The 21,774-nt window shown below is 42.7% G+C and carries 22 protein-coding genes and 1 tRNA gene; 8 read left to right on the top strand and 15 right to left on the bottom strand.

Annotated elements, in window-relative coordinates:
- Nucleotides 1-225 precede the first annotated feature (225 nt).
- Together C5Q96_RS07080 and C5Q96_RS07085 are read right to left on the bottom strand one after the other, a co-directional pair.
- On the bottom strand, nt 226-471 hold the full coding sequence (locus tag C5Q96_RS07080) for a hypothetical protein (RefSeq protein WP_106057679.1): 246 nt from the start codon (nt 469-471) through the stop codon (nt 226-228).
- Between the two features lie 48 nt (nt 472-519).
- Nucleotides 520-729, bottom strand: a complete 210-nt coding sequence (locus C5Q96_RS07085) for a DUF739 family protein (RefSeq protein WP_106057680.1) — start codon at nt 727-729, stop codon at nt 520-522.
- A 145-nt stretch (nt 730-874) separates the two neighbouring features.
- Between C5Q96_RS07085 and C5Q96_RS07090 the strand changes: the two genes are divergently transcribed.
- From C5Q96_RS07090 to C5Q96_RS07105, 4 genes are all read left to right on the top strand, one after another.
- Nucleotides 875-1,510: a LexA family protein gene (locus C5Q96_RS07090; protein ID WP_106057681.1), complete on the top strand. Its 636-nt coding sequence runs from the start codon at nt 875-877 to the stop codon at nt 1,508-1,510.
- 25 nt (nt 1,511-1,535) lie between these two features.
- Nucleotides 1,536-2,516 (top strand): virulence RhuM family protein, encoded by a 981-nt coding sequence (locus C5Q96_RS07095; protein WP_106057682.1) that lies wholly within the window; start codon nt 1,536-1,538, stop codon nt 2,514-2,516.
- Between the two features lie 172 nt (nt 2,517-2,688).
- Nucleotides 2,689-3,009, top strand: coding sequence for a hypothetical protein (locus tag C5Q96_RS07100; RefSeq protein WP_106057683.1), 321 nt, complete (start codon nt 2,689-2,691; stop codon nt 3,007-3,009).
- Nucleotides 3,009-4,037 (top strand): tyrosine-type recombinase/integrase, encoded by a 1,029-nt coding sequence (locus C5Q96_RS07105; RefSeq protein ID WP_106057684.1) that lies wholly within the window; start codon nt 3,009-3,011, stop codon nt 4,035-4,037. Before C5Q96_RS07100 ends, C5Q96_RS07105 begins: the two co-directional genes overlap by 1 nt.
- Nucleotides 4,038-4,062: 25 nt before the next feature.
- Here C5Q96_RS07105 and C5Q96_RS07110 read toward each other — a convergent pair whose 3' ends face one another.
- Both C5Q96_RS07110 and C5Q96_RS07115 read right to left on the bottom strand, forming a co-directional pair.
- The gene (locus C5Q96_RS07110; protein ID WP_106057685.1) at nt 4,063-4,329 is read right to left on the bottom strand and encodes a hypothetical protein; all 267 of its coding nucleotides are present in this window, start codon (nt 4,327-4,329) and stop codon (nt 4,063-4,065) included.
- Between the two features lie 586 nt (nt 4,330-4,915).
- A tRNA-Thr gene (locus C5Q96_RS07115) sits at nt 4,916-4,990 on the bottom strand.
- A 171-nt stretch (nt 4,991-5,161) separates the two neighbouring features.
- Here C5Q96_RS07115 and ansA point away from each other — a divergent pair.
- From ansA to C5Q96_RS07130, 3 genes are read left to right on the top strand one after another with little or no spacing between them, the layout of a single operon-like run.
- Nucleotides 5,162-6,199: an asparaginase gene (gene ansA, locus C5Q96_RS07120; RefSeq protein ID WP_106057686.1), complete on the top strand. Its 1,038-nt coding sequence runs from the start codon at nt 5,162-5,164 to the stop codon at nt 6,197-6,199.
- A complete protein-coding gene (locus tag C5Q96_RS07125) occupies nt 6,199-6,876 on the top strand; it encodes a DUF6873 family GME fold protein (RefSeq protein WP_106057687.1) in 678 nt (225 codons plus the stop codon). Before ansA ends, C5Q96_RS07125 begins: the two co-directional genes overlap by 1 nt.
- A gap of 8 nt (nt 6,877-6,884) precedes the next feature.
- A complete protein-coding gene (locus C5Q96_RS07130; protein ID WP_106057688.1) occupies nt 6,885-8,000 on the top strand; it encodes an elongator complex protein 3 in 1,116 nt (371 codons plus the stop codon).
- A 132-nt stretch (nt 8,001-8,132) separates the two neighbouring features.
- Here C5Q96_RS07130 and aroD read toward each other — a convergent pair whose 3' ends face one another.
- The 5 genes from aroD to C5Q96_RS07155 form a co-directional block, all read right to left on the bottom strand.
- Nucleotides 8,133-8,894 (bottom strand): type I 3-dehydroquinate dehydratase, encoded by a 762-nt coding sequence (gene aroD / locus C5Q96_RS07135; RefSeq protein WP_106057689.1) that lies wholly within the window; start codon nt 8,892-8,894, stop codon nt 8,133-8,135.
- A 64-nt stretch (nt 8,895-8,958) separates the two neighbouring features.
- Nucleotides 8,959-10,614 (bottom strand): ClC family H(+)/Cl(-) exchange transporter, encoded by a 1,656-nt coding sequence (locus C5Q96_RS07140; RefSeq protein WP_106057690.1) that lies wholly within the window; start codon nt 10,612-10,614, stop codon nt 8,959-8,961.
- Between the two features lie 83 nt (nt 10,615-10,697).
- Nucleotides 10,698-12,206 (bottom strand): DUF1846 domain-containing protein, encoded by a 1,509-nt coding sequence (locus C5Q96_RS07145; protein ID WP_106057691.1) that lies wholly within the window; start codon nt 12,204-12,206, stop codon nt 10,698-10,700.
- Nucleotides 12,207-12,286: 80 nt separating this feature from the next.
- Complete coding sequence (locus tag C5Q96_RS07150) at nt 12,287-12,769, bottom strand: DUF1934 domain-containing protein (protein WP_106057692.1); 483 nt, start codon at nt 12,767-12,769, stop codon at nt 12,287-12,289.
- A gap of 10 nt (nt 12,770-12,779) precedes the next feature.
- Nucleotides 12,780-13,991 carry an FprA family A-type flavoprotein gene (locus C5Q96_RS07155; RefSeq protein WP_106057693.1) on the bottom strand — a complete coding sequence of 404 codons (1,212 nt, stop codon included), beginning with the start codon at nt 13,989-13,991 and terminating at the stop codon, nt 12,780-12,782.
- Between the two features lie 204 nt (nt 13,992-14,195).
- Here C5Q96_RS07155 and C5Q96_RS07160 point away from each other — a divergent pair, with 204 nt between their 5' ends.
- A complete protein-coding gene (locus tag C5Q96_RS07160) occupies nt 14,196-15,803 on the top strand; it encodes a trypsin-like peptidase domain-containing protein (RefSeq protein ID WP_106057694.1) in 1,608 nt (535 codons plus the stop codon).
- A gap of 197 nt (nt 15,804-16,000) precedes the next feature.
- On the opposite strand, the gene C5Q96_RS07165 is transcribed toward C5Q96_RS07160, so the two are convergent.
- The 6 genes from C5Q96_RS07165 to C5Q96_RS07190 form a co-directional block, all read right to left on the bottom strand.
- A complete protein-coding gene (locus C5Q96_RS07165; protein ID WP_106057695.1) occupies nt 16,001-18,127 on the bottom strand; it encodes a heavy metal translocating P-type ATPase in 2,127 nt (708 codons plus the stop codon).
- Nucleotides 18,127-18,471, bottom strand: a complete 345-nt coding sequence (locus tag C5Q96_RS07170) for a DUF6110 family protein (RefSeq protein WP_106057696.1) — start codon at nt 18,469-18,471, stop codon at nt 18,127-18,129. Before C5Q96_RS07170 ends, C5Q96_RS07165 begins: the two co-directional genes overlap by 1 nt.
- A gap of 225 nt (nt 18,472-18,696) precedes the next feature.
- Complete coding sequence (locus C5Q96_RS07175; protein WP_106057697.1) at nt 18,697-19,365, bottom strand: GntR family transcriptional regulator; 669 nt, start codon at nt 19,363-19,365, stop codon at nt 18,697-18,699.
- Nucleotides 19,356-20,357, bottom strand: coding sequence for a 4-(cytidine 5'-diphospho)-2-C-methyl-D-erythritol kinase (locus tag C5Q96_RS07180; protein WP_106057698.1), 1,002 nt, complete (start codon nt 20,355-20,357; stop codon nt 19,356-19,358). Before C5Q96_RS07180 ends, C5Q96_RS07175 begins: the two co-directional genes overlap by 10 nt.
- Nucleotides 20,358-20,461: 104 nt before the next feature.
- A complete protein-coding gene (locus tag C5Q96_RS07185; RefSeq protein ID WP_106057699.1) occupies nt 20,462-21,250 on the bottom strand; it encodes an Ig-like domain-containing protein in 789 nt (262 codons plus the stop codon).
- Complete coding sequence (locus tag C5Q96_RS07190) at nt 21,251-21,772, bottom strand: nucleoside deaminase (RefSeq protein ID WP_106057700.1); 522 nt, start codon at nt 21,770-21,772, stop codon at nt 21,251-21,253.
- Between the last annotated feature and the right edge of the window lie 2 nt (nt 21,773-21,774).

Below are 21,774 nucleotides of genomic sequence, written 5' to 3' on the forward strand. Positions count from 1 at the left end.
ATGATTTAGTAGAGAAAAAATCTGTAGATAAAGTTGTAAAAGCAGTAATTTCTCTCCACGAGCACAATTATCTTTCTGAACTTAAGATGGATCAGAATGGATTACCTTCTTATTTCGATATTTCTTGTAATGGTCTTTTTTATCGAGAGGATCTATTAGCTAAATTTATAGAGTTTATTTTTAAATCGGTAGCAACCCCTATTGTTGTAGCTTTTATAACTTCTCTTATAGCCACCCAGTTTTTCGTAAAATGAGGAGGGCTAAGAGACTTCCTATTACTGCCGAAATACAGCTGATGCAAAACTCTATTAAGTTTTTGTGCTTTGATTTTTCGAGACGCATTAGACCTCCATGTATCCAAAATGGAATTTCGGATAAAAAATCACCAACGAACCCTATAATTCCCGGGTTAACTGATTCAATTTTTATATTTCTTACTTTAAGAACTATTTTCTTTTTTGATTGTTTCATTCTTAAACCTCTTCAGTTTTATCTGTCTACAGATTTAGTTTTCTAAACCTAGTGGCAAAAAAAATATTTATCTATATCTGTTTCTGGAATATCTAGCAATTTCATAGCTCTGCTCATTTCAGCCTGGCTCCATTCCGCATTATTGTTCAACTTAAGCGATAGCGTAGATCTGCCAATTTCTAAAGCATCCGCAAACTTTTCGAACGTGGTGTACTTGGTTTTAATGCGTGATTTAAGGTTTGTATAATCGTAATTCATCACTTTCTCCTTTGTTTAGTTTTCTAAACTATATCGCACATTATTCCGTCTGTCAACACTTTTGTTTAATTTTCTAAAAAATAATGTTTGATTTTCTAAACTGCTTGTGTATAATGGTATCACCTTAAGCAGAAAGGAATTTACGATGGATATAAGAACTAAGAGATTAAATGAAGCTTTTCACGCTTCTGGGCTCTCGCAAAGCGAGCTTTGCGAGAAAGCCAATATAAATAAAGGTGCGTTATCTTCCTATTTGTCTGGAAGGTATTTCCCTAAACAAATCGCATTAGAGAAGTTATCATCTGCATTAAACGTCTCTATTTCTTATTTGATGGGGTTTGACGATAGTTCACAAAAGAAAGTATCCTCTCGACCTCTTCCATCTAACATTATTCTGCCTTCAGCGCACAAACTCCCCATTATGGGTACTATATGCGCAGGAGATGGTGTTGTATGCGAAGATGATTACCAGGGTACGTTTATAGTAGATATAGATGTTAAAGCGGATTACTGTTTGAAGGTGCACGGTGACAGTATGATTGGTGCCAATATCTATGATGGAGATATCGTCTTTATTTCAAAGTCTTATGATTTTGTTCAAGATCAAATATATGCGATTGAAAGATTAGATTACAACGAAGCTTCTCTAAAGAGAGTTACGCAGGATGGCGATACGTTGATACTTAATCCTTGTAATCCTGAGTATCATGCAATGGTTACTGACTACGAAGAAGTGAGAATAATCGGGCGATGTATCGGAGTGTTGCATAAGTATGTGTAGATGTGGAATTAATTAGGAGGTTTATATGGAAGGTTTTGGGAACATTATTTTATACGAGATGGAAAATCACCAAGAGACTGTTTCTGTTACATTTAAAGATGAAACATTTTGGTTAACTCAAAAGGCTATGTCTGAACTATTTGGAGTTGGTGTTCCTGCAATCAGTAAGCATTTGAATAATATTTTCATTGACGGTGAATTAAACGAATCTTCAGTAATTTCCAAAATGGAAACAACTGCGAGAGATGGGAAGAATTACAATACCAACTTCTATAATCTCGACGCTATTATTGCTGTGGGATACAGGGTTAATTCAAAGCAAGCTACTCGTTTTCGCCAATGGGCAACTGCCACACTTAAAGAATATATTACTAAAGGCTTCGTACTAAATGATGATATGTTGAAGAACGGAAAGCCTTTCGGTAAGGATTATTTTAAAGAGCTTCTCGAAAGAGTTCGTTCCATTCGTGCCAGCGAAAGAAGAATATATCAGCAAATAACTGACATATATGCAGAATGCAGCATAGACTACGATAGGCAGTCCCCTACTACAAATGATTTCTATGCTATGATTCAAAACAAATTCCATTATGCCATTACTGGTAAAACCGCAGCTGAAATCATATATTCAAATGCTGACCATACGAAGGATTATATGGGACTTACTACTTGGAAAAACGCTCCGGATGGACGGATATTAAAAAAAGATGTTTCTGTTGCAAAAAATTATCTTTCTCAAGAAGAAATACGAAGGTTAGAAAGGACTGTTTCTGGATATTTTGACTATATAGAAGATTTAATTGAGCGTGAAAATACGTTTACGATGGAAGAGTTCGTAAATAGCGTTAATGCGTTTCTTGCATTTCGCAAGTATGATATTCTGCACGACAAAGGAAGGATTTCAAACAAGGCAGCTGTTAACAAAGCTAATGAAGAATTTGATATATACAATAAGAATCAGAAAATCTTTTCGGACTTTGATAAGGAAATAAAAAAACTTAAATAACACTGCGTATTATATTTGCAATCAAACCATCGCGGCGACTTCACCGCATTGGTTATTGCTCGTGATTTGCTCGTGATTTTAGCAATTTGGCATTGCGATTCATTGTCTAAATGTTTGAATTTCAATGGCTATATTGTTTCTTTATACTCGTGATTCGAAAGGTGGTATTAAAATGGGTAGCACATCAGAGAAAATTAAATGGGCGTTATTTGATTACATATTCCCTACAGCATTTATGTTCTTGGCTATATTTAAGCCGGAATATTATGTTTTATCGGCTAACTATCTTGTGTTTGCTATGCTCACTGTCGGTTTTTTTAATTCGCAAGGTCCATTTCTTTATATGTTTATATTTCCTGTGTGTGGGCTTTTCATAATTCCTGGATATTGGCACCTAATTAATTTTAATTATGAACTTTTTGCAACAGTAGGGGGTCTTGCCTGCTTCCCTGTTGGTTCCTTTTTAATTAATAGTTATGCTGCGAGGGCTTGATGAAAAGATATAAATTTACTAAAACATTTACATATGACGGTAAGCGGTATTACATCCGGGCAAACTCTGAGCTAGAGCTTGGAATGAAATATCAGAAAAAGCTCGAGGATCTTAAGGCTAACCATGTGATTATTAATTCTAATATGACACTTGGAGACTGGGCGAGGAAATGCGTTGAAACATATAAAACTAGTTCTAGTGAAGATGCTCGTGATAGGTATTTAGATTTTACAGAGAAATATATAGTTAGTGAGATTGGTCATTATAAGCTTAAGGATGTACGTCCTATAATGTGCCAATCTCTTATTAATAAGTATGAGGGTATGAGTAAATACACTATAGGGCAAGTGTATCAGAAGCTTAATTTTATATTTAGAAAAGCCGTAGATAATGGTTTGATTAATTCTAATCCGGCTGCAGATATATCTAAACCTACAGGCACCTTGAATAAAAGGCGCTCACTAACCGCTGAGGAACAAGATGTATTTGTTAAATGTGCTTTAAAGCATCAGTACGCTATATACTTTATGCTAATTTACCTATGTGGCTGCCGCCCTTCCGAGGCAGCAAAGATAAAGTATGAAGATATAGTTGTTAGTAAAGAGCGTAAATATATTCACGTACGAGGAACTAAGAGCGCAGCAGCCGATAGATATGTACCTCTTCCAGATATGTTAAGTGATTTACTCACCGGATCTACTGGCTATTTAATCACTACATCACAAAATAATACTTTATCCCATAAAAAGAGATTGTTCGCATGGAAAAGTCTTGTTCGGGATATAAATATAGAGATGGGCTGCAAGATGTACAGGAATCAGCTTATACCGCCTTATCCTTTCGGTGATGATTTATCCACGTATTCACTCAGGCATACGTATTGTACCAATCTGCAGAAGAAAGGCGTTGATATTCGCACCGCTCAATACTTGATGGGTCACTCTGATATTAAGATGACTGCTAATATCTATACACATACAACATTAGATAGTCTAGATGATAGCTGGGATATGATTAACGCAAAGTAAAAGTACACGCTCGTGCGTGTACTTTTTAATAATCGTATTCTTTTGGTAAAACTAAATACCCTTCTTTGTCTCTATATCCGATTACTTCGCATCCTGAAAGGTCTATGTCTATTTCTTTCTTATATTGGTTTATCCCTGCGCTTATCGAGTTACCCACCTTTTCCCAGTCAGAGCGGATATTTTTCGCATCTAAAGACGGATCTAGTCTTTTAACAACTTTATTGTGGGAAGTCGAGTATCTTACCTTCTTGTTTTTATTGAAGAATCTAGAAATCCTATCTTTTAATTTCATGACTGCATATCTCCTTTTGCTATTTATTTTACTTTTATAAAGTAAAAGATACCGCCGCAACGGCGGCATCTCTCAACCGTAATCAGTACGGTTCTCTCTGGCCTTTCCTAGACTTACAGCGCTGGCATTCCGCGAGCGTCTTATTGCTAGGTGCTATTAAGTTTATAGCCTCTTCCGCCTGCTGATCAGTGCAGCGACTACTACTATAAACGCTATATAATAAAGGTCTGCTGTGGGCAATTTCTCGCCCCTAGCTACCGTTATTATCTTGCTACCGCCGTATATGCTAGCTTTTAGGCGGCGCAGAACCACATATTCATGGGTATATGTGGGTAGGGCATCACACTGCCCAGTCCTAAATTAGACATAGAGCCCAAAGGTCATCTATGTACGTTCGATGGTGATTATATATTATATTTTTTCTTGTTTCAACTACGGCAAAGTATAAGGTGCAACATTGGGTGCAACACTTCATATGTCAATTCGTGCCAATTTAGACCATTAGCCATATCATTTGTTGTCTTTTGCTTAAATAAAAAAGCCTTATATATGCTTGAAATTACAGCATTTACAAGGCTTTTACTTTTGGAGCTGCTGGCGAGAATCGAACTCGCAACCACTTCATTACGAGTGAAGTGCTCTACCATTGAGCCACAGCAGCATATGGAGTTACCAATAAAGTATATAATAAAATCATTTACTTATCAATGTTGCATTTTCATTTTCAAATTGCTGCGTGATATAATCAATCACAGAGAGTGCCACTATTGTCGTGGCATATGTACATATGTATATGAATATTTAAAGTTGTGCATGAATTGAGAGGTGCCCTATGGCCGGAACAGAACAATCAAAGAGAATAGAAGATAAGAAAATTTGCCTCATATATACAGGTGGAACAATCGGCATGTCCAGAACGGACAGTGGTTACGCACCAATAGCGGGACACTTTCAGCACGAGCTAGAACGCATCGACGACCTTCGTGCTGATGGGATGCCTAAGTATGAGCTTGTTGAGTTCACGCCACTCCTCGATTCTTCCAACATAACTTACGTGCAGTGGAACATGGTTGCCGAGTCGATTGCATCCCGTTACGATGACTACGATGGATTTGTCGTGCTACATGGGACAGATACCATGGCTTACAGTACCTCGGCACTTTCTTTCATGCTTGAGAATCTCGGTAAACCTGTGATTTTTACCGGGTCACAAATTCCACTTTGTGAGCTAAGAAGTGATGGCAAGGATAACCTCATAACTTCCATATTGATTGCTGCTTCTGGCAAGGTAAACGAAGTTGCGCTTTACTTTGGGCACAAACTCTTACGCGGAAACCGTGCTATGAAAGCTTCAGCGGATGGACTTATCGCCTTTTCTTCGCCGAATTATCCACCGCTTGCTGAAGCGGGCATAGACATCAACTATAACGAGCCTCGCCTTATGCAAAAGCCTCGCGGTGATCTTCTCGTGCAGTCGATCAAGCCAGCAAAGGTCGGCGTTATCAAGCTTTTCCCGGGAATTCAGTTTGAACTATTTGCCCCAATCGTAACGCGCGGACTCGATGCTCTTGTACTTGAGACCTTTGGCACAGGCAACATCCCTAATTATGATGAAGCTCTGCCACCTCTCATCGCTCGTGCTATTAAAAATGGCACTACAGTGGTAGTCTGCACGCAGTGCTCGCAGGGAACAGTAAGGCTCGGGGCATATGAAACGAGTTCAGAGCTTGCAAAGGCAGGTGCGGTATCTGGTTCAAATATGACTACAGAAGCGACAGTTGCTAAGCTCTACTACCTCTTCAGCCTAGGCCTAGAGCACAGTGAGATCAGCAGGCTCATAGAGACCGACCTGCGCGGAGAGCTAGACTAATGAAGGTAGCATATCTATCATCGCTTGCTCACCCTGCCCTATGCACTTATCTTGAAAATGCTGGTCATGTTATCCACAATTTCCCCGAACTCCGCACGGTATCTAGCCTAGTTGCAAATCATCCAGACGTACTGCTGTGCAAGCTAGGAGCAAAGCCTGAATCTCCTATCTATGAAGGTGCTCCTAACGAATTAAGTCCGCTCTATCCAGGCGACTGCAGATACAATGCGGCATGTACTGGAAAGTTTTTTATCCACAAACTAGATGTAACTGACGCAGGTCTTCTAAATGCCGCAAAGGCGAGCTGCGGAGATGAGCTGCAGCTTATAGATGTCCGTCAGGGATATACAAAGTGCAGTACTATCATAGTAGATGAAAACTCTATCATCACTTACGATAAAGGAATTGCAAAGCCTTGTGAAGCAGCAGGCATGAACGTGCTTCTAGTCAAACCAGGCTTCGTGAAGCTGCGCGGTGCCGATACTGGGTTTATAGGAGGTGCAAGTGGCCGTGTAGACGGTGAAATAGTATTTAACGGCGACCTCTCGGTACATCCAAACTTTAGGGAAATTACCGCTTTCATAGAGGAGCGAGGCCTCGGCTGCAAGTGGTTTGAATCATACGAGCTCGAGGATATCGGCTCAATAATTACGGTTACAAAATCTGATGCTGACTAAGGATATATATGAAGAAACACGCTATTATTCCAATATTCATACCGCACCGAGGTTGTCCCAACGACTGCGTCTTCTGCAACCAACGGAAAATCACTGCTCGCACGACTGCCCCGACTGTGGATGAGGTAAAAAATACGATCGACACATGGCTTACGACACTCGGAGAAGTTCCGACGGTCGAAATTGCTTTTTACGGTGGAAGCTTTACTGGGCTAGAGCTAGAGGAACAGAGTTCGTACCTCGCCATTGCCAAGGGATACAAGGATAGAGGCCTCATCGACAAAATCCATCTGTCGACACGCCCCGACTATATAGATAGAGACATTTTGTATAATCTAAAGGTATATTCGGTTGATACGATTGAGCTCGGAGTTCAGTCTTTCGACGATGAGGTGCTTCGTAAGTCGAATCGCGGACATACAAGCGCATCTGTATACGAGGCTGTCTCACTGATTAAAGAATATGGATTTGAATTCGGAATCCAGCTGATGATTGGGCTTCCGGGAGATTCACTTGAAACGTGTATCTATTCGGCAAAAGAGACCGTCAAGCTAAAGCCTTCACTGACTAGGTTATACCCGACCATCGTTATTGATGACACGGAGCTACTAGAAATGTATGAGCGTGGCGAATATCAGCCGCTAAGCAGGGAGGAAGCAGTTACGAGGACGGCGGCAATGTATAAGATACTCGATGATGCAGGTATCACGATTATGCGAGTTGGACTCAAGAGCACTGATATAATTGGTGAAGGCGGATCGATAAACGGAGGAACGTATCACCCTGCTTTCAGGCAGCTAGTCGAAGGACGGATAGCACGGGATGAGATTGAGCCGCAGCTAGATAGGATTATAGACGAGATCAGAGAGCGTCGCGAGAAGTCAGGCGAACTCACAGCTAACCATTTGCAAGGCAGGGACTTGGTAAATGAAAGTTTTAATCAGCAGAGGCTATCTCGGGTAAAAGTCGATGTTTTCTCTTCTCCTAAGTGGTTTTCAAATGTCGTTGGTAATAACAGTGAAAATAAGAACTATTTTGAAAAAAAGTACCCCGAACTAAGTATCAAGTTCAGGGTAGATGACAGCTTGGAAGCTGCGCAGTTCAGAATAAATTGTGATATATAGCAATGTCTTGGTCTATAAGGCATTGCTTTTATAATGCGTCTTGGCTTAATTGCGCCATGTTAACTGCACCTTGTCGATTGAGCTTTTAAGTTGATTTTCTTCAATTAGAACGCTCTATATATCGCCTATTTATCATAGATACTCGTGCAGCAATTTTATTGCTGTACTGAGATCATTCACTTCCATCTGACCGGGCGCCGATACATTCTTGGCTGCGCCAAAGGTAACCGCTGACCCGAGAGCTTCACCATAAATCCTAGATAGCACTCCTGTTTCAGACATCGAAATCGTTACGATAGGACGGTCGGCAAATTCTCTATGCATCTCCTCTGTAGCGGCGAGTAGTGTGATTACATCCTTCATGTCTTTTGGCATAACTGCAATCTTAGGTATATCTACGCCTAGCTCCTGCATATTGCGGAGCCTTTCTACAATCTCGTCTTTGTCTGGAGTCTTATTAAAATTGTGATTCGATCCGATAACCTTGACACCGGCATTGTGAGCACCAGCTATAATTTCTTTCACGATATCTGTTCCTATAAAAACTTCCACATCGACCATGTCAACGTATCCGGTCTCTGCAGCCCTTATTACAAGCTCTGCATAATCATCATATTTAATAGACTTTTCACCACCCTCATTCGATGTGCGAAATGTCATTAACAGCGGAGTCTCTCCAAGGGCTGTTCTTAAATCCTTCAGTACGTCTTCTACCTTACTGAAATCACATGCATGCTCAAACCAATCGACACGCCATTCAGCTATATCTACAGGCAAACGTCCTATGTTCTCTGCCTCTGCCATTATATCGTCTTTAGTTGTGCCAACGATTGGTGCACAAATCTTGGGTAGACCGGAGCCGATTTCAATATTTCTAATTTTTACTGTATTCATGACCCTTTATCTCCTTTTTTTGTACCTCTAGGGCAGTCTGGTTTATGCCACTATGTTAGATAATCTAATCTGTATCTATCGCCTTGCACTTCTCATCGAGGACCGCCTCTGTTGCTGCAATGTCCTTGAGCCTGCACAGTATCTCTAGGTCGTCACCACCATTTAGAATGGTGGAACCATTAGGAATTACCTCTTTGCCATCTCTCATGACTGAGACAATCAGGCTACCTTCAGGAAGCCCAAGTTCCATGACCTTGTGACCATCCATCATTGAACCGATATGAATGCTAGAATCGATTACGACCTTGCGTTCTCTAACCGAGATGCGCTTCTTGACGTACTTCTTGTCACTCTTACTATAAACATCCGCCAAATAATCATGGTCGGGTGTGCCTGATCCGCTCTCCACCTTCTTTCGCTGTCTCCTGTGCATAAGCTGATCGTATACTGGTTCTCCGCCTAGAAGGTCAGCCACTACATATGCAACAAGAGATGCTGACACGAGTGATAGTAGTGTCATGAAATTTCCAGTCATCTCTGTGATGAGGATAACCCCTGTGATTGGAGCTCTTACAATAGCTGAGAAGAAGCCTGCCATAGCGATGATTACGAAGCCTTTGATATAGTATTCCTCTACGCCAAATGCCGTGCTTAAAAACGTAGAATAAAGTCCTCCCGTAATTGCTCCGATGACGAGTAGTGGCAAGAAGATGCCGCCGGGAGTTCCCGTTCCGAAGCTGCCGGTCGAGAAGAACAGCTTTGCTACGAACAGTACAGCAAGCGCCATTAGTGTAAATTTGCCATCACTTATGACCTTCACGAGGTTGTTTCCACTGCCGAGCACAGTCGGATAGATGAACATCATCAGAAATGAAATCACGAGCATGATTCCGATACTGATGAACTTGCTATCGAACTTATCAAAGAAATCCTGCATCTTGTCTAGTAGCTTATTGTATAGAACACCGAGGATTCCAAGTATTACGCCAAGCAGTACTACGGCCCAGTATAGGCGTAATGGAATTCTGTGTTCAACATCAAAATCAAACACAGGTCTAAGTCCGATTATATTTACAGCTATATAGTCGGCAACTGCGCTAGCTGCCATCGTGGATACGAGAACTTCTGCTGAGAAGTTCTTGTGAAGCTCTTCAAGAGCAAATAGCACTCCAGCTAGCGGAGCTCCAAACGCGGCGGCTAGGCCCGCGCCGGCGCCACAGCTCATCAGCATTCTCTCCTCAGTCAGAAGTGCATTCTTCCGGCGCGCGAAGCCCTTGCCTATCATGCCACCCAGCTGAATGCTCGGGCCCTCTCTACCGAGAGCCAAGCCGCCGCCAATAGCCAGAACGCATCCCGCAAATTTAGCAATCAGCACCTTGCGCCAGTTCTGATCTTCAAGACCCTTTAGCTCACCTTCGATTTGCGGGATGCCAGACCCCGATATATCCGGTTCAAATCTAATGAGCTTATCTAAAATCCAGGCGATTAAAATCAGCACCAGCAAAACTGCAAAAGCATATATCGGCTTCACCTTGACCAGATGAACTGCCATCTGACGAGCCTGATCAGCCTTCACAATCATAATTCTGAACAAGGCAATGACCAGTCCGACAATCGAACCAACTGCTATCCCCTCTAGTATGAGCATATATTTAAATCTCTGTTTCTGCCTGATGTTGCGAACAACGTAGCTCTTATCTAAACTGCGCTTTGCAGCCATATCTATTCCTTCCTGCTTCTCTTTGGACAAAAAGCAGCAGCTCTGAATAGAACTGCTGCCCAATATATCCCTCTATAAATCAATTACTTCGAGTACAGATCACTAGTCGAAAACTCTGGGTTCGAAGTCATGTCTATTCCCAGCGACTTAAGCGTCTGCTCATCTCTATCGCTTAAAATTGCTGTACTGTGAGCTCTGCAGCCGCGCAGCTTATACAGCTCTTTGAGTGCGTAATCTGCCGTTGGATTCGTCATAGTCGACATAGTCAGAGCCATGATAATCTCTTCGCAGTTGAGAGAGGATTTATCCCCGAAGAATTCCACATTCATCTTCTGCAGGTTCTCTAGTACCTGCGCTGAGATAACTGGAATGTCATCAGCAAGACCTGCTAAAGTCTTTACCGCGTTGAGAATCATAGCTGCCGAAGCTGCCATCCTGTGCGAACTTCTGCCAGTAACTATTCTACCATCGGGTAGCTCAATGGCTGCCACGATTACATTCTCATAGCGCTCATTCTCCGCACGCTTCATCTCTGCGTATTCCTCCGCAGGTGCGACAACTTTTCTATCGTAGCGAGTAGCGCCAACCTCTTCCATGAGAAGCTTTGTACGCTCTAGCACAGATTCATCAATCTTACCCTTCTTATACGAAACTTCAGCGAGCAGATACCTTCTGATTATCTCCTGCTTAGCTGCCTCGCGGCAGATATCATCATCGATGATGCCGAAGCCCGCACGGTTAACGCCCATGTCGGTTGGAGACTGGTATACGCTCGCATCGCCTGTGATCTTGTCGAGAATCCTCTTGAGAACTGGAAATGCCTCGATATCCCTGTTGTAGTTGACCGCTGTAACCCCATATGCCTCCAGGTGGAATGGGTCTATCATGTTCACATCCTTAAGATCTGCTGTTGCCGCTTCATAAGCGATATTTACAGGATGCTTAAGTGGAATGCTCCAAATCGGGAAAGTCTCAAACTTAGCATATCTTGCCTTAGTTCCGCGTCTATACTCATGATATACCTGAGATAAAGCGGTCGCCAGCTTGCCTGAACCACCACCAGGACCGGTAACCACTATTAGAGGCTTAGTGACCTCGATGTAAGGGTTAGCACCGTATCCCTCGTCGCTGACGATAGTGTCGACATCCGTCGGATATCCTTTAGTATAATTGTGCTTGTAAGTGCGAATGCCTCTTCTTTCCAGCTTGTTTATAAACATATTAACCGCTGGATTATTCTCGTATCTAGTCACGACAACCGAATTTATCTCAAGGTCATAACTGCGGAAAGCATCGATGAGCCTCATTACCTCGAGATCGTACGTAATCCCGAAATCCTGTCTCGTCTTGCTGGAAATTATGTCCCCTGCATATATGCAGATGATTATTTCCGTCTGGTCCTTCATGCGGTTCAAAAGTTTAATCTTGGCATTCTCATCGAAGCCAGGCAGAACTCTCATCGCGTGCTTATCCTGAACGAGTTTCCCTCCGAATTCGAGGTAAAGTCTCCCGTCTCCAGCCTGAATCCTCTCCAAGATATACTTTGACTGTTCTTCGATGTACTTCTCCGCACTAAAACCGACACTTCCCATTTGTTTCTGGTCCTTTCTAAATCCAATTAAACAACAATAATTAACCCTATATAGTCGAAAGCCCCACTAGATATTATGCATTAGCAAGGCTTAACCTCAATTTCAAGCTTATTCCTGAGATTGACGTACGGCTCCATCTTAATCTTATAATCCGCAGAAATCTTCCCAAATCCATCCTCATCAAGCGAGTTCTCAATCTTATTGGTGTAAATCTCCATTTCAAGATTACCAGTAGGTATAACATACCTCGTGATATTAAGCACGCCCTCTTCAAGACGCATATCCATCATGCCAGCACCGTCATCCTTACCGTATCTTCTAATCTGGAGCTTGTCCTCACCTTCGAGCTTCACTATGGTCTTGGTATTCTCTAGTCCACCATCTGCAACCTCATCATATGTGATGTACATGGATTTCCCTTTGTTGTATAAGAATCCCTCAGTAGTCACTTCGATATTATCTTCCAGTATGAGTACACGCTTATATGTTTGTCCAGTAGGAATGAGCTTCTCAGAATACTGGTTGTTTGAGATTACTAGATTTATACTTTTCTTCTCTGCCATTAATTCCCTCTTATGCCTGAGCCTGTACAGATGCTGCGATCACCTTCGCTAGCTCTGCAACAGCCTGTGCGGAATCCTCTTTCACTGAGGACTTAATTGTTACGATATCTCCTACAAATTCGATATCCTTCATATCCTCAAAGAACGCCTTGATGAGCTTTCCGCTCACTGGATTCCACGAACCATTCTCTATGATGCTTACCTTCTTGTTGCATACTCCCATAGACTTCATCTCTCCGAGAGCTTCTTCCATCTTGACGAAGATTCCATTGTTATATGTTGTACAAGCAATTACGATGTGGTTGTATCTAAATGCCTGTGGGAGCACATCCATTGGATCCCAGTGCGATACGTCCATCAGCTTCATACGAGTAACGCCATCTTCGGCAAGCTCACAAGCTAGAATTTCAGCTGCGTTCTTGGTGTTGCCATAAGGTGAAGCATATAGAATGAGAACGCCATTCTCCTCGGACTCATAACGCGCCCAAGTTAGGTATGCATTTATATATTTCTCAAAATCCTTACGGATGATGAATCCGTGAAGCGGACAAATCCTCTTGATATCAAGACCGCCAACCTTGCCGAGAAGCTTCTCGGTGAAAGTTCCGTATTTACCAACAATTGTTGTGTAATACTTACGTGCTGATGGCAGCCACTCTAGCTCAAAATCGTAAGCGTCAGCAAAGATGTTTCCATCGTGTGCGCCAAAGATTCCGAACGCATCAGCCGAGAACAGTGAACCTGTTGACTTCTCGTAAGTAACCATTACCTCTGGCCAGTGAACCATAGGCGCCATGTAGAATGTGAAGGTGTGCGACCCCGTACATAGCTCGTCGCCTTCCTTGATTTCCTCGAAATACTTGTCAACATCCCAAGTCACATATTGCTTAACCATAGCCTTGATCTTCTTGCTGCCGACTACCTTCGCCTCTGGATGTCTCATAATTAGTTCTTCTAGCGAAGCGCTGTGATCTGGCTCAACGTGATTCACAATTACATAGTCGAGTGGTCTGCCGTTAAGCATGTGATCAACATTCTCATAAAAAACGCCTGAAACTGATTTATCAACTGCATCAAGCACAACTGTCTTCTCGTCATCTATAAAATATGAATTGTACGCCATACCATCGTTCATAGGAATAACTCCTTCGAAGACTGAAAGCTTACGCTCGTTACCGCCAATCCACCAAATCTTATCTGTTACCTTGTAAACGCAATGCATTTTGTACCCCCTGTAAACTAAATTAGAATGCAAATCATGCATAAATCATATCAATAGATTATACTACTTTGGTATATAGTTCAGCAACTTATATTGTCACACTTGGGGCAATTTCTCACATAAAATACATATAAATTGCTATGAAAAAATTATTTTCACTATATAATAACAGCAAGACTAAACTATTATTCAAGGAGAATATCTATGAGCGATTTTGATCATGCTATTCCGACAGAAAATGATAATTCTAATCAGGTTGATGAGCGGTCTGATGCGCAGGATGCACGCTGCACAGAGGCCGGTTCTAATACACAAGGCGTAGAAGAGATTCACGAGGATTCTAACGAATACTGGCGCGATGATGGCTCCATCTATGATGTGAAAAACGTGCAGCTTCCCGAAGACACTCCAGTTAAGAAGGAATGGGGTAGCTACGCACCAGAGAATGCTGGAGACTTCCTTCCAAGAGACGGCGAGGAGCCGAATTTCGTTCTGATTGACGAAAATAGCAACGTCCCTGCACCGAGAAGTAGATTCGCTAGAGGTGATTACGAAAGCTATGCTAAGCACGCTGCAGATGACTCATTTGAAGGGTCATATGGTAAGCACGCAGCTCCCGAAAACGGAGTTTATAACGGCACAGGCTATACATATCAAAATGAATATGCAGGACAAAATGGAAGTCCCGAAGCACAGGGAGCACACGCTTATGCCACAGACTTTAACGGCGGAAATCCTCCGACACAGAGGAATCCTAAGTATGTTACAAAGAGGTTCTTTGTTATCACGCTTATAATTTCGATGATGCTCACGTCGATAGTCAGTTCATGGCTTGTGGTGTTCTTCTCAAATAGAACTCCTTCCTATAAAAACCTTTCGACCTCCTCTCTACAGAGTGCTACAGGCGGTAAGCTTACCATAGATGAGATCGCTAGCAAAAATGCCGATGCGGTTGTTGAAATCATGACTACTTCTGGTGGTACTAGCGAAGGGGCAGGAAGTGGAGTTATCGTAAAATCTAATGGCTACATAGTCACGAATTACCACGTGATTGACGGAGCTACGACTATCGTAGTTAGACTTCATAGTGGCAAAAACTATTCTGCTAGTATAGTAGGCTACGATGAACAGACTGATATAGCCGTCCTCAAGATAGATGCTACTAAGCTAAACGCCGTTACAATCGGGAGGAGTAGCAAACTCTCGGTAGGTGATCTAGCTGTCGTTATCGGTAACCCACTCGGAAAGCTCGGTGGAACTGTAACGGCTGGCATCATAAGCGCCAAGGATCGTAAGATTGAGCTCGAGAATAGGACTCGTACGCTTATACAGACAGACGCGTCCATCAACGAGGGCAACTCTGGCGGCGCGCTATTTAACAGCAAGGGCGAGCTCGTCGGAATAGTGGTGGCCAAGGGTTCAGGAACCGGCATCGAGGGTCTGGGGTTCGCAATCCCAATCGACTCCGTCGCTTCATCCATCGATGACATCATCGAACATGGCACGATAACAGGTAAGCCGATGGCCGGAATTTCCATCTATGACGGCGATGTCAAGGATAAGACTACGGGCAAGAGTACCGCTGCTGTTCTCATCGCTGAGGTGAATGGCTCAAACGCTAAGGCCGCAGGTCTAAAGAAGGGCGACCAGATTATCTCCGTAGATAACGAAAAGGTATCCACTGCAGAAGGTGTAATTTCAGCCATCCAGAGCCACCGTATAGGCGAAACAGTTAAGCTCGGAATAATACGAGACGGCAAAGAGATGACGATTTCCGTGAAGCTGCAGAGTTCGGCGGAGATTAAGAAATAAACTGTGATATCATGTTGGTTATCATGCAGATTTACGCATACTAAGCACAAAAAGACAGAACCCATCATCCGAAGGGTTCTGTCTTAATTTTTAGCAACTTTATTATTAGCCTGATACAATAATACGTAGCTTAGCGTTTCTTATATCCAGTTACCATCGTCATAGCAAAGCAGAAAACTGTTGCCCATGCGAAAAACTTATGCTTCTTCATAATCCAACTCCTTGATATCTTCTTCCGACTCACTTAACAGCGGTGTTGTACTATATAGTCCGCTCAGTATAGTCGATCCGTTGTGGAATAACGCAGATGAGGAAGGTTTTAAAATTCCTGCAACTCCTAGTCCAATAAGCCCTGCATTGAATGCAACGATGAACTTGTAGTTGTTATCTATTCTCTCCATCAGCTGCATGCTTATTCTTCTCAGAAGTACGATTCTGCGCAGGTCATCCGATGAAATAGTTATATCGGCAATCTCTCTTGCAATCGCAGCACCTTCATTTACAGCGATTCCAACATCTGATTCAGATAGAGCAGGTGCATCGTTTACACCATCTCCAACCATGATTACCTTTCGGCCTGCTGCATGCTCAGCTTTTATAAATGCGAGCTTATCTTCCGGAAGCACCTCTGCGCGATACTCTGTTAGGTCGAGCTTCTTAGCCACTGCAGCAGCCGTTCTCTCATTGTCTCCCGTGAGCATGCATACCTTTGACACTCCGAGTTCATAGAGCTCCTTGATCACATCGGCAGCCTCTTCTCTAAGAGGGTCAAATATACAGATTACAGCCTGCAGCACTCCGTCGATAGCTAGGTACAGATGCGAATACTCTGTTGGCAGTGTATCGATCTTACCCTCTTCGCCATCTGGCACTACGCTCTTACTGTCTTCAACTACGAAATGGTAGCTACCAATAATCGCATTTTTCCCGTCGATATTACTCGAGATTCCATGAGCAACCACGTAGTCAACCTTCGAATGCATCTCTTCGTGCGAGATATGACGCTTCTTGGCCTCTTCAACTACTGCATTTGCAACGGAATGTGGGTAGTGCTCTTCGAGGCAAGCCGCAATACGCAAACTCTCCTCTTCTTTTGCATCGCCAAAAGTAATAATGTCTACTACGGACGGTGTGGCGTGTGTCAGCGTCCCTGTCTTATCAAATATTACAGTATCTGCAGTTGCAGTCGCTTCGAGGAACTTGCCTCCCTTTACAGAGATATCATACTTGCTCGCCTCCTTAATTGCAGAAAGCATCGAAAGCGGCATCGACAGGTTTAAAGCACAAGAGAAATCTACCATCAGGAACGATAGCGCTCTTGTCGCATTTCTAGTCAAGAGATAAGTTATTACAGTTCCTGCCAAAGAATACGGAACAAGTCTATCAGCGAGATGGAAAGCCTTCTCCTCAGTTTCTGACTTGAGCTTCTCCGACTCCTCGATAATCTTTACAATCTGGTCGTACTTACCGGTACCTGCAGACTGAGCAACCTCTATGACGCAGCTTCCATCTTCAACTACAGTTCCAGCATATACGTATCCGCCAGGCTCCTTGCGAACTGGAATAGATTCACCAGTCATAGTCGCCTGATTTACAGATGCTGAGCCCTCAACGACCTTACCATCTAGCGGAATTACATTAGATGTGCGAACTACGATTTTGTCTCCTGGCTTTACTTCTTTTACATCGACCAATACATCGACGTCTTCCGTCTTCTTCCATACCTTTGTTACATTAAGAGACATCACGCTTGCTAGATCTGTGACCGACTTGCGACGAGTCCACTCGCCTAGCGTATCTCCTATGTCAAGTAGGAACATTACGGATGAAGCAGTGTCAAAGTCATTTCTAAGCATCGACACCGTAATTGCAGTAGCATCAAGCGTTGCAACTTCTAACTTACCCTTAGAGAGCGATTTTATACCCTTAGCGATGAATCCTGCGCTCTTAACGATTGTAATGCCATTACGAAGCCAGATTGGCAGGAAGATATTTCTCAGGGTTCTAAACATGACCATGCTCACCATTTTCTCCTGGTACTTATGATCAAGCGCCCTGCTTGTCTGTTCTGGAACTAGTGCGATAGCCTTCTCGTCACTGAACGAAAATCCTCTCAGTGCCTCGAGAAGAGCCTTTCTTCCCTCTGCGCCACCTCTATATCTAATCGATGCATCGCTCGTTCTATCGTGAACTGTCGCTTGCACGACGAAGGGTTTATTTCTCAGGTAGTACTCTAGTATATCGGCCTGTTCCATAGTCATATTGTACTTTGGAACACGCACACGTATCCTAGAGCTCGATTCGTGAAGTATTACAAATCGCATTATTCTGCGTCCTTAGCTTCTTCTACCTGCTCCTCAGCAGCTTCTTCATCCTCGTCGTATGCTTCAACAATTGCTCTAGCGCTCTCAACCATTAGCATCTCTTCTTCAGCATAACGAATAGCATTCATATCCATAGCATCTTCGTAGATATCTTCACAGTTCTCTCTTAGAGTTGTTGTTGTCTCCATAAGAGTATCCTTGCCACGTAGAACTGCAGCTGTGCAGTGTGTATATACTTTCTTAGCATCCTTGCTTGTAAGGATTAGCTTGCCAACTGTTCCAGCGAGGAATCCTGCTGCAACGCATCCAATACCAACACAGCTCTGCTTACCTAAAAATTTCATAATAAACCTCCTAGTCTTAATTCTTCCATAATTATATTGATTGTATCAAATATATCACTTATAAAATTCGCTAGTCAACATTAACTTTTGTTTTGTTTCCCTAACTCATGGTCATTTTCAAGGCTTTCAGCACCTATATCGGTGTTTTCTATGTATATTCTCGGGAACATCACAAAATGCGCACAAAAAACGGGTAGCTCTAGGCTACCCATTTCAATCGGATGACTATATCATGCCGTTTCCTTTGTCTTTCTCTACGACAAACTTTCTAAGTGTATTGATATGATCTGATGCTGCTTTCCTTGCCGCTTCCGAATCGCCAGCTACGATAGCATCTACAATCTTCTTATGCTCAATCGGCTGAATCATGTACTTGCTCTGACTCTCATAGTATACGTAACGGAATCTCATCGATAGTTCTTGAACCTGCTTAACCATCTGGATGAGAGTCTTATTGCCACTACACTGCACTATATAGCTATGAAGCTTAACGTCGTACTCTACCATTTCGTCCATCTCGCCATTTTCCATCGCGAGCTCACTTAGCCTGAGAAGCTTCTGTAAAGCTGCTTTATCCTCATCGCTCGCCTTAACTGCGGCAATAGAAGCTGCGAGTCCGCCCAGAGTTTCTCTCACCTCAAAGACGTCCTCTAGATCTTTGATGGAAATCTCAGATACATATGCGCCGTGACGTGGCTCGATAACAACCAAGCCTTCGTTAGCAAGTTTACGAATCGCCTCTCTGATAGGTGTTCTGCTTACGTTCATCTTCTCCGCCAGGTCAATTTCCATGAGCCTTGTGTGCGCATCTATTTCACCCGTTAGAATTCGTCTCTTGAGCTCTAAGTACACTAGCTCTCTTAATGGTTTCTGAATCTGAAAATCTAACTCCATAAGTTAAGTCCTCCGCTCTTTGTCTTCCAGTATCGCCAAGTCGGTTCAACCCATCTAGCAGATTCTAAAGCCTCACAGTCAGCTTCGAATCTAGTTTCTTCGGTATAGTAAGCTGCCACGGTGGGTCCGCTACCGCTCATCAAAACTTCATCAGCGTGCAAATGCTCGCGTATCCGCGACACCAAGTTCTGCACTTCTCGGTAATGCGTAAGTGTATACAGCTCAAGTTCATTATAGAAGCGATTAACATCTGCTTCTCTTTGCGCAAGCTCTGCGCCTTCAAGTTTCCTGTCAATTGCCTCATACACTTCCTTAGTAGATACAGCAATGCCAGGGTTAAATAAAATCACGAAATATGGTCTCGGCATAACTGCTTCAACCACTTCGCCTATTCCAGAAACTATCGCAGCGCAGCTCGCCTCTTCGAGCTGTGGTAGACCCTTCAGTTCATCAGCATTAAGAAATGCATTCATCATTATAGAAAAAGGCACATCCGCACCGACCTTAACGCCCACCGCCATGAGATCCCTCATAGACAAAGGGCTGCCGAGCAGGTGGTTCACGCCGAGCATAACCACTGCTGCATTTCCACTGCCACCTGCAATCCCAGCTGCTACGGGTAGCTTCTTATCAATCTCGATCGAGATGCACTCAGCGCCTCTCTCTTCCATAAGTTCCGTGAGATTATATCGACTAGAAATTGCCTCTATAACGGAGATTGCGCCCTTGACAGCTAGATTGTCTGCAGTTAATGGAATATTCTTATTTGTTGATGATAAGTATATGTTAGTTTCTGCAAAAAAACAATTATAATCGCAACTATTTATTAATTTAGTTCTTATTTTTAATACATCGAAAATATTGATACTTTGCATTAATGACTTTATATCGTGATAGCCGTCCGATCTTCTAGATAGCACATACAACGAAAGGTTTATTTTCGCGTACGCTTTGAGTTCGATTTCAGAAGGCTTCATATCTTCTCTACTCATTTATCCCGCCTTAGATTCTAAAAAATGCGAGGATGCTGTGCACCCTCGCATATATTGTACTATTTATCATACATAAATGTATATGTTATTTGTGATTTTTCGAATTACTTCGAGGATTTTTTGCCCCCTGCTTTACGGCCTTTGATTGGACTTGGCTTATGGACCTTATATACATTAGGTAGAAGTTCGCTTATCTCAAGTTTCTCCTCAACCTTTTTTGTGCCTTTTCTCTTAGCCCTTCTCTCAGCTTTAGCAACTCTCTTTTTCTCTTCAGCGATTACTTCTTCGACTGACTTTCCAGTCTTCTTCGCCTCTTTATAAGGATTGAATGTGGATTCTCCGGATTTCTCCTTCTCAACCTTATCGTCATCATCCTTATTGTGCTGCTGTCTAATCGTCACAACCATGATACCACCGAACATTATTACCATCATAACCATATTGATAGTTGTGTTCAGAGTCTGGTTAAAAGTCTTAAAGCTTACAGTAGTCTCTTTTCCAAGGGTATTGCCATTATCGTCCACAAAATCCTTCTCGATTACGAGCTTGTACTCCGAGTTATTCTTAACCTTGAATTTCTTGTTAGTGCTGTCCCCAAGTACGAGCACTAGTCCGGAATCATCGTTAGCAGTCAGAACCTTTATTGGAATCTTTTTACCGTCCTTATCAACAATTTTGACACTATTTTTGTTATTGGCCTGCGCTGCCTTACTTGATACAGAATGATTAAAGTAAAGCTTAACCCCTAGGTTCTCGATTGAAGTGTTCTTCTGCCCATCCTTAGGGTATGAAGACTTCAGCGCAAAAGTAGTATCATCTGCTGCGAAGCACATAGCTGTGCTAAGAACAACCATAAGCATCGATAGAACTGCAATTAGCCCTTTTCTTTTCATCTAATTTTCCTCCAATATATCAACTTCGTTTTCGACTGCATCTATATTCTTCTTGCGAAGCTGTGCCTTAGAAACCCTAAGCTCTCTAAAAAAGCTGGTTAACACCTCCGCGCACTTCTCGGCAAGTATCCCTCGTTCTACATATATACTGTGGTTAAGCTGTGCCTCGTTAGTAATATCAAATATAGAGCCTGCAGCTCCATTCTTAGGATCCATCGTTCCTATGTAAAGCTTATCCAGCCTTGAGAGCACCATCGCTCCAGCACACATCGAGCACGGCTCAAGTGTCACATACAGCTCACATCCGCTCAGCCATTTACTTCCGAGCTTTGCTTCGGCTGCATCCATCGCCAACATCTCAGCGTGAGCTGATGAAGATGCGTATGCTTCCACCATGTTGTGAGCTCTGGCGATAATTTCATCGTCCTTCACTACGATGGCTCCGACCGGAACTTCTCCGAGCTCTGCAGCTATATAGGCTTCTTTTAAAGCTTCTTTCATGTAGAAATTGTTATCTCGCATAT

Origin of the sequence: Mogibacterium diversum (genome assembly GCF_002998925.1) — a bacterium.
GTDB classification, from domain to species: Bacteria; Bacillota; Clostridia; order Peptostreptococcales; family Anaerovoracaceae; genus Mogibacterium; species Mogibacterium diversum.

Coding starts and splice junctions, on each gene's coding strand:
- C5Q96_RS07090 (WP_106057681.1), top strand. CDS start 875: ATGGATATAAGAACTAAGAGATTAAATGAAGCTTTTCACGCTTCTGGG.
- C5Q96_RS07165 (WP_106057695.1), bottom strand. CDS start 18,127: ATGCGATTTGTAATACTTCACGAATCGAGCTCTAGGATACGTGTGCGT.
- C5Q96_RS07140 (WP_106057690.1), bottom strand. CDS start 10,614: ATGGCTGCAAAGCGCAGTTTAGATAAGAGCTACGTTGTTCGCAACATC.
- C5Q96_RS07155 (WP_106057693.1), bottom strand. CDS start 13,991: ATGCATTGCGTTTACAAGGTAACAGATAAGATTTGGTGGATTGGCGGT.
- aroD (WP_106057689.1), bottom strand. CDS start 8,894: ATGAATACAGTAAAAATTAGAAATATTGAAATCGGCTCCGGTCTACCC.
- C5Q96_RS07095 (WP_106057682.1), top strand. CDS start 1,536: ATGGAAGGTTTTGGGAACATTATTTTATACGAGATGGAAAATCACCAA.
- C5Q96_RS07105 (WP_106057684.1), top strand. CDS start 3,009: ATGAAAAGATATAAATTTACTAAAACATTTACATATGACGGTAAGCGG.
- C5Q96_RS07185 (WP_106057699.1), bottom strand. CDS start 21,250: ATGAAAAGAAAAGGGCTAATTGCAGTTCTATCGATGCTTATGGTTGTT.
- C5Q96_RS07190 (WP_106057700.1), bottom strand. CDS start 21,772: ATGCGAGATAACAATTTCTACATGAAAGAAGCTTTAAAAGAAGCCTAT.
- C5Q96_RS07170 (WP_106057696.1), bottom strand. CDS start 18,471: ATGAAATTTTTAGGTAAGCAGAGCTGTGTTGGTATTGGATGCGTTGCA.
- C5Q96_RS07175 (WP_106057697.1), bottom strand. CDS start 19,365: ATGGAGTTAGATTTTCAGATTCAGAAACCATTAAGAGAGCTAGTGTAC.
- C5Q96_RS07160 (WP_106057694.1), top strand. CDS start 14,196: ATGAGCGATTTTGATCATGCTATTCCGACAGAAAATGATAATTCTAAT.
- C5Q96_RS07100 (WP_106057683.1), top strand. CDS start 2,689: ATGGGTAGCACATCAGAGAAAATTAAATGGGCGTTATTTGATTACATA.
- C5Q96_RS07110 (WP_106057685.1), bottom strand. CDS start 4,329: ATGAAATTAAAAGATAGGATTTCTAGATTCTTCAATAAAAACAAGAAG.
- C5Q96_RS07080 (WP_106057679.1), bottom strand. CDS start 471: ATGAAACAATCAAAAAAGAAAATAGTTCTTAAAGTAAGAAATATAAAA.
- C5Q96_RS07150 (WP_106057692.1), bottom strand. CDS start 12,769: ATGGCAGAGAAGAAAAGTATAAATCTAGTAATCTCAAACAACCAGTAT.
- C5Q96_RS07130 (WP_106057688.1), top strand. CDS start 6,885: ATGAAGAAACACGCTATTATTCCAATATTCATACCGCACCGAGGTTGT.
- C5Q96_RS07125 (WP_106057687.1), top strand. CDS start 6,199: ATGAAGGTAGCATATCTATCATCGCTTGCTCACCCTGCCCTATGCACT.
- C5Q96_RS07145 (WP_106057691.1), bottom strand. CDS start 12,206: ATGGGAAGTGTCGGTTTTAGTGCGGAGAAGTACATCGAAGAACAGTCA.
- C5Q96_RS07085 (WP_106057680.1), bottom strand. CDS start 729: ATGAATTACGATTATACAAACCTTAAATCACGCATTAAAACCAAGTAC.
- C5Q96_RS07180 (WP_106057698.1), bottom strand. CDS start 20,357: ATGAGTAGAGAAGATATGAAGCCTTCTGAAATCGAACTCAAAGCGTAC.
- ansA (WP_106057686.1), top strand. CDS start 5,162: ATGGCCGGAACAGAACAATCAAAGAGAATAGAAGATAAGAAAATTTGC.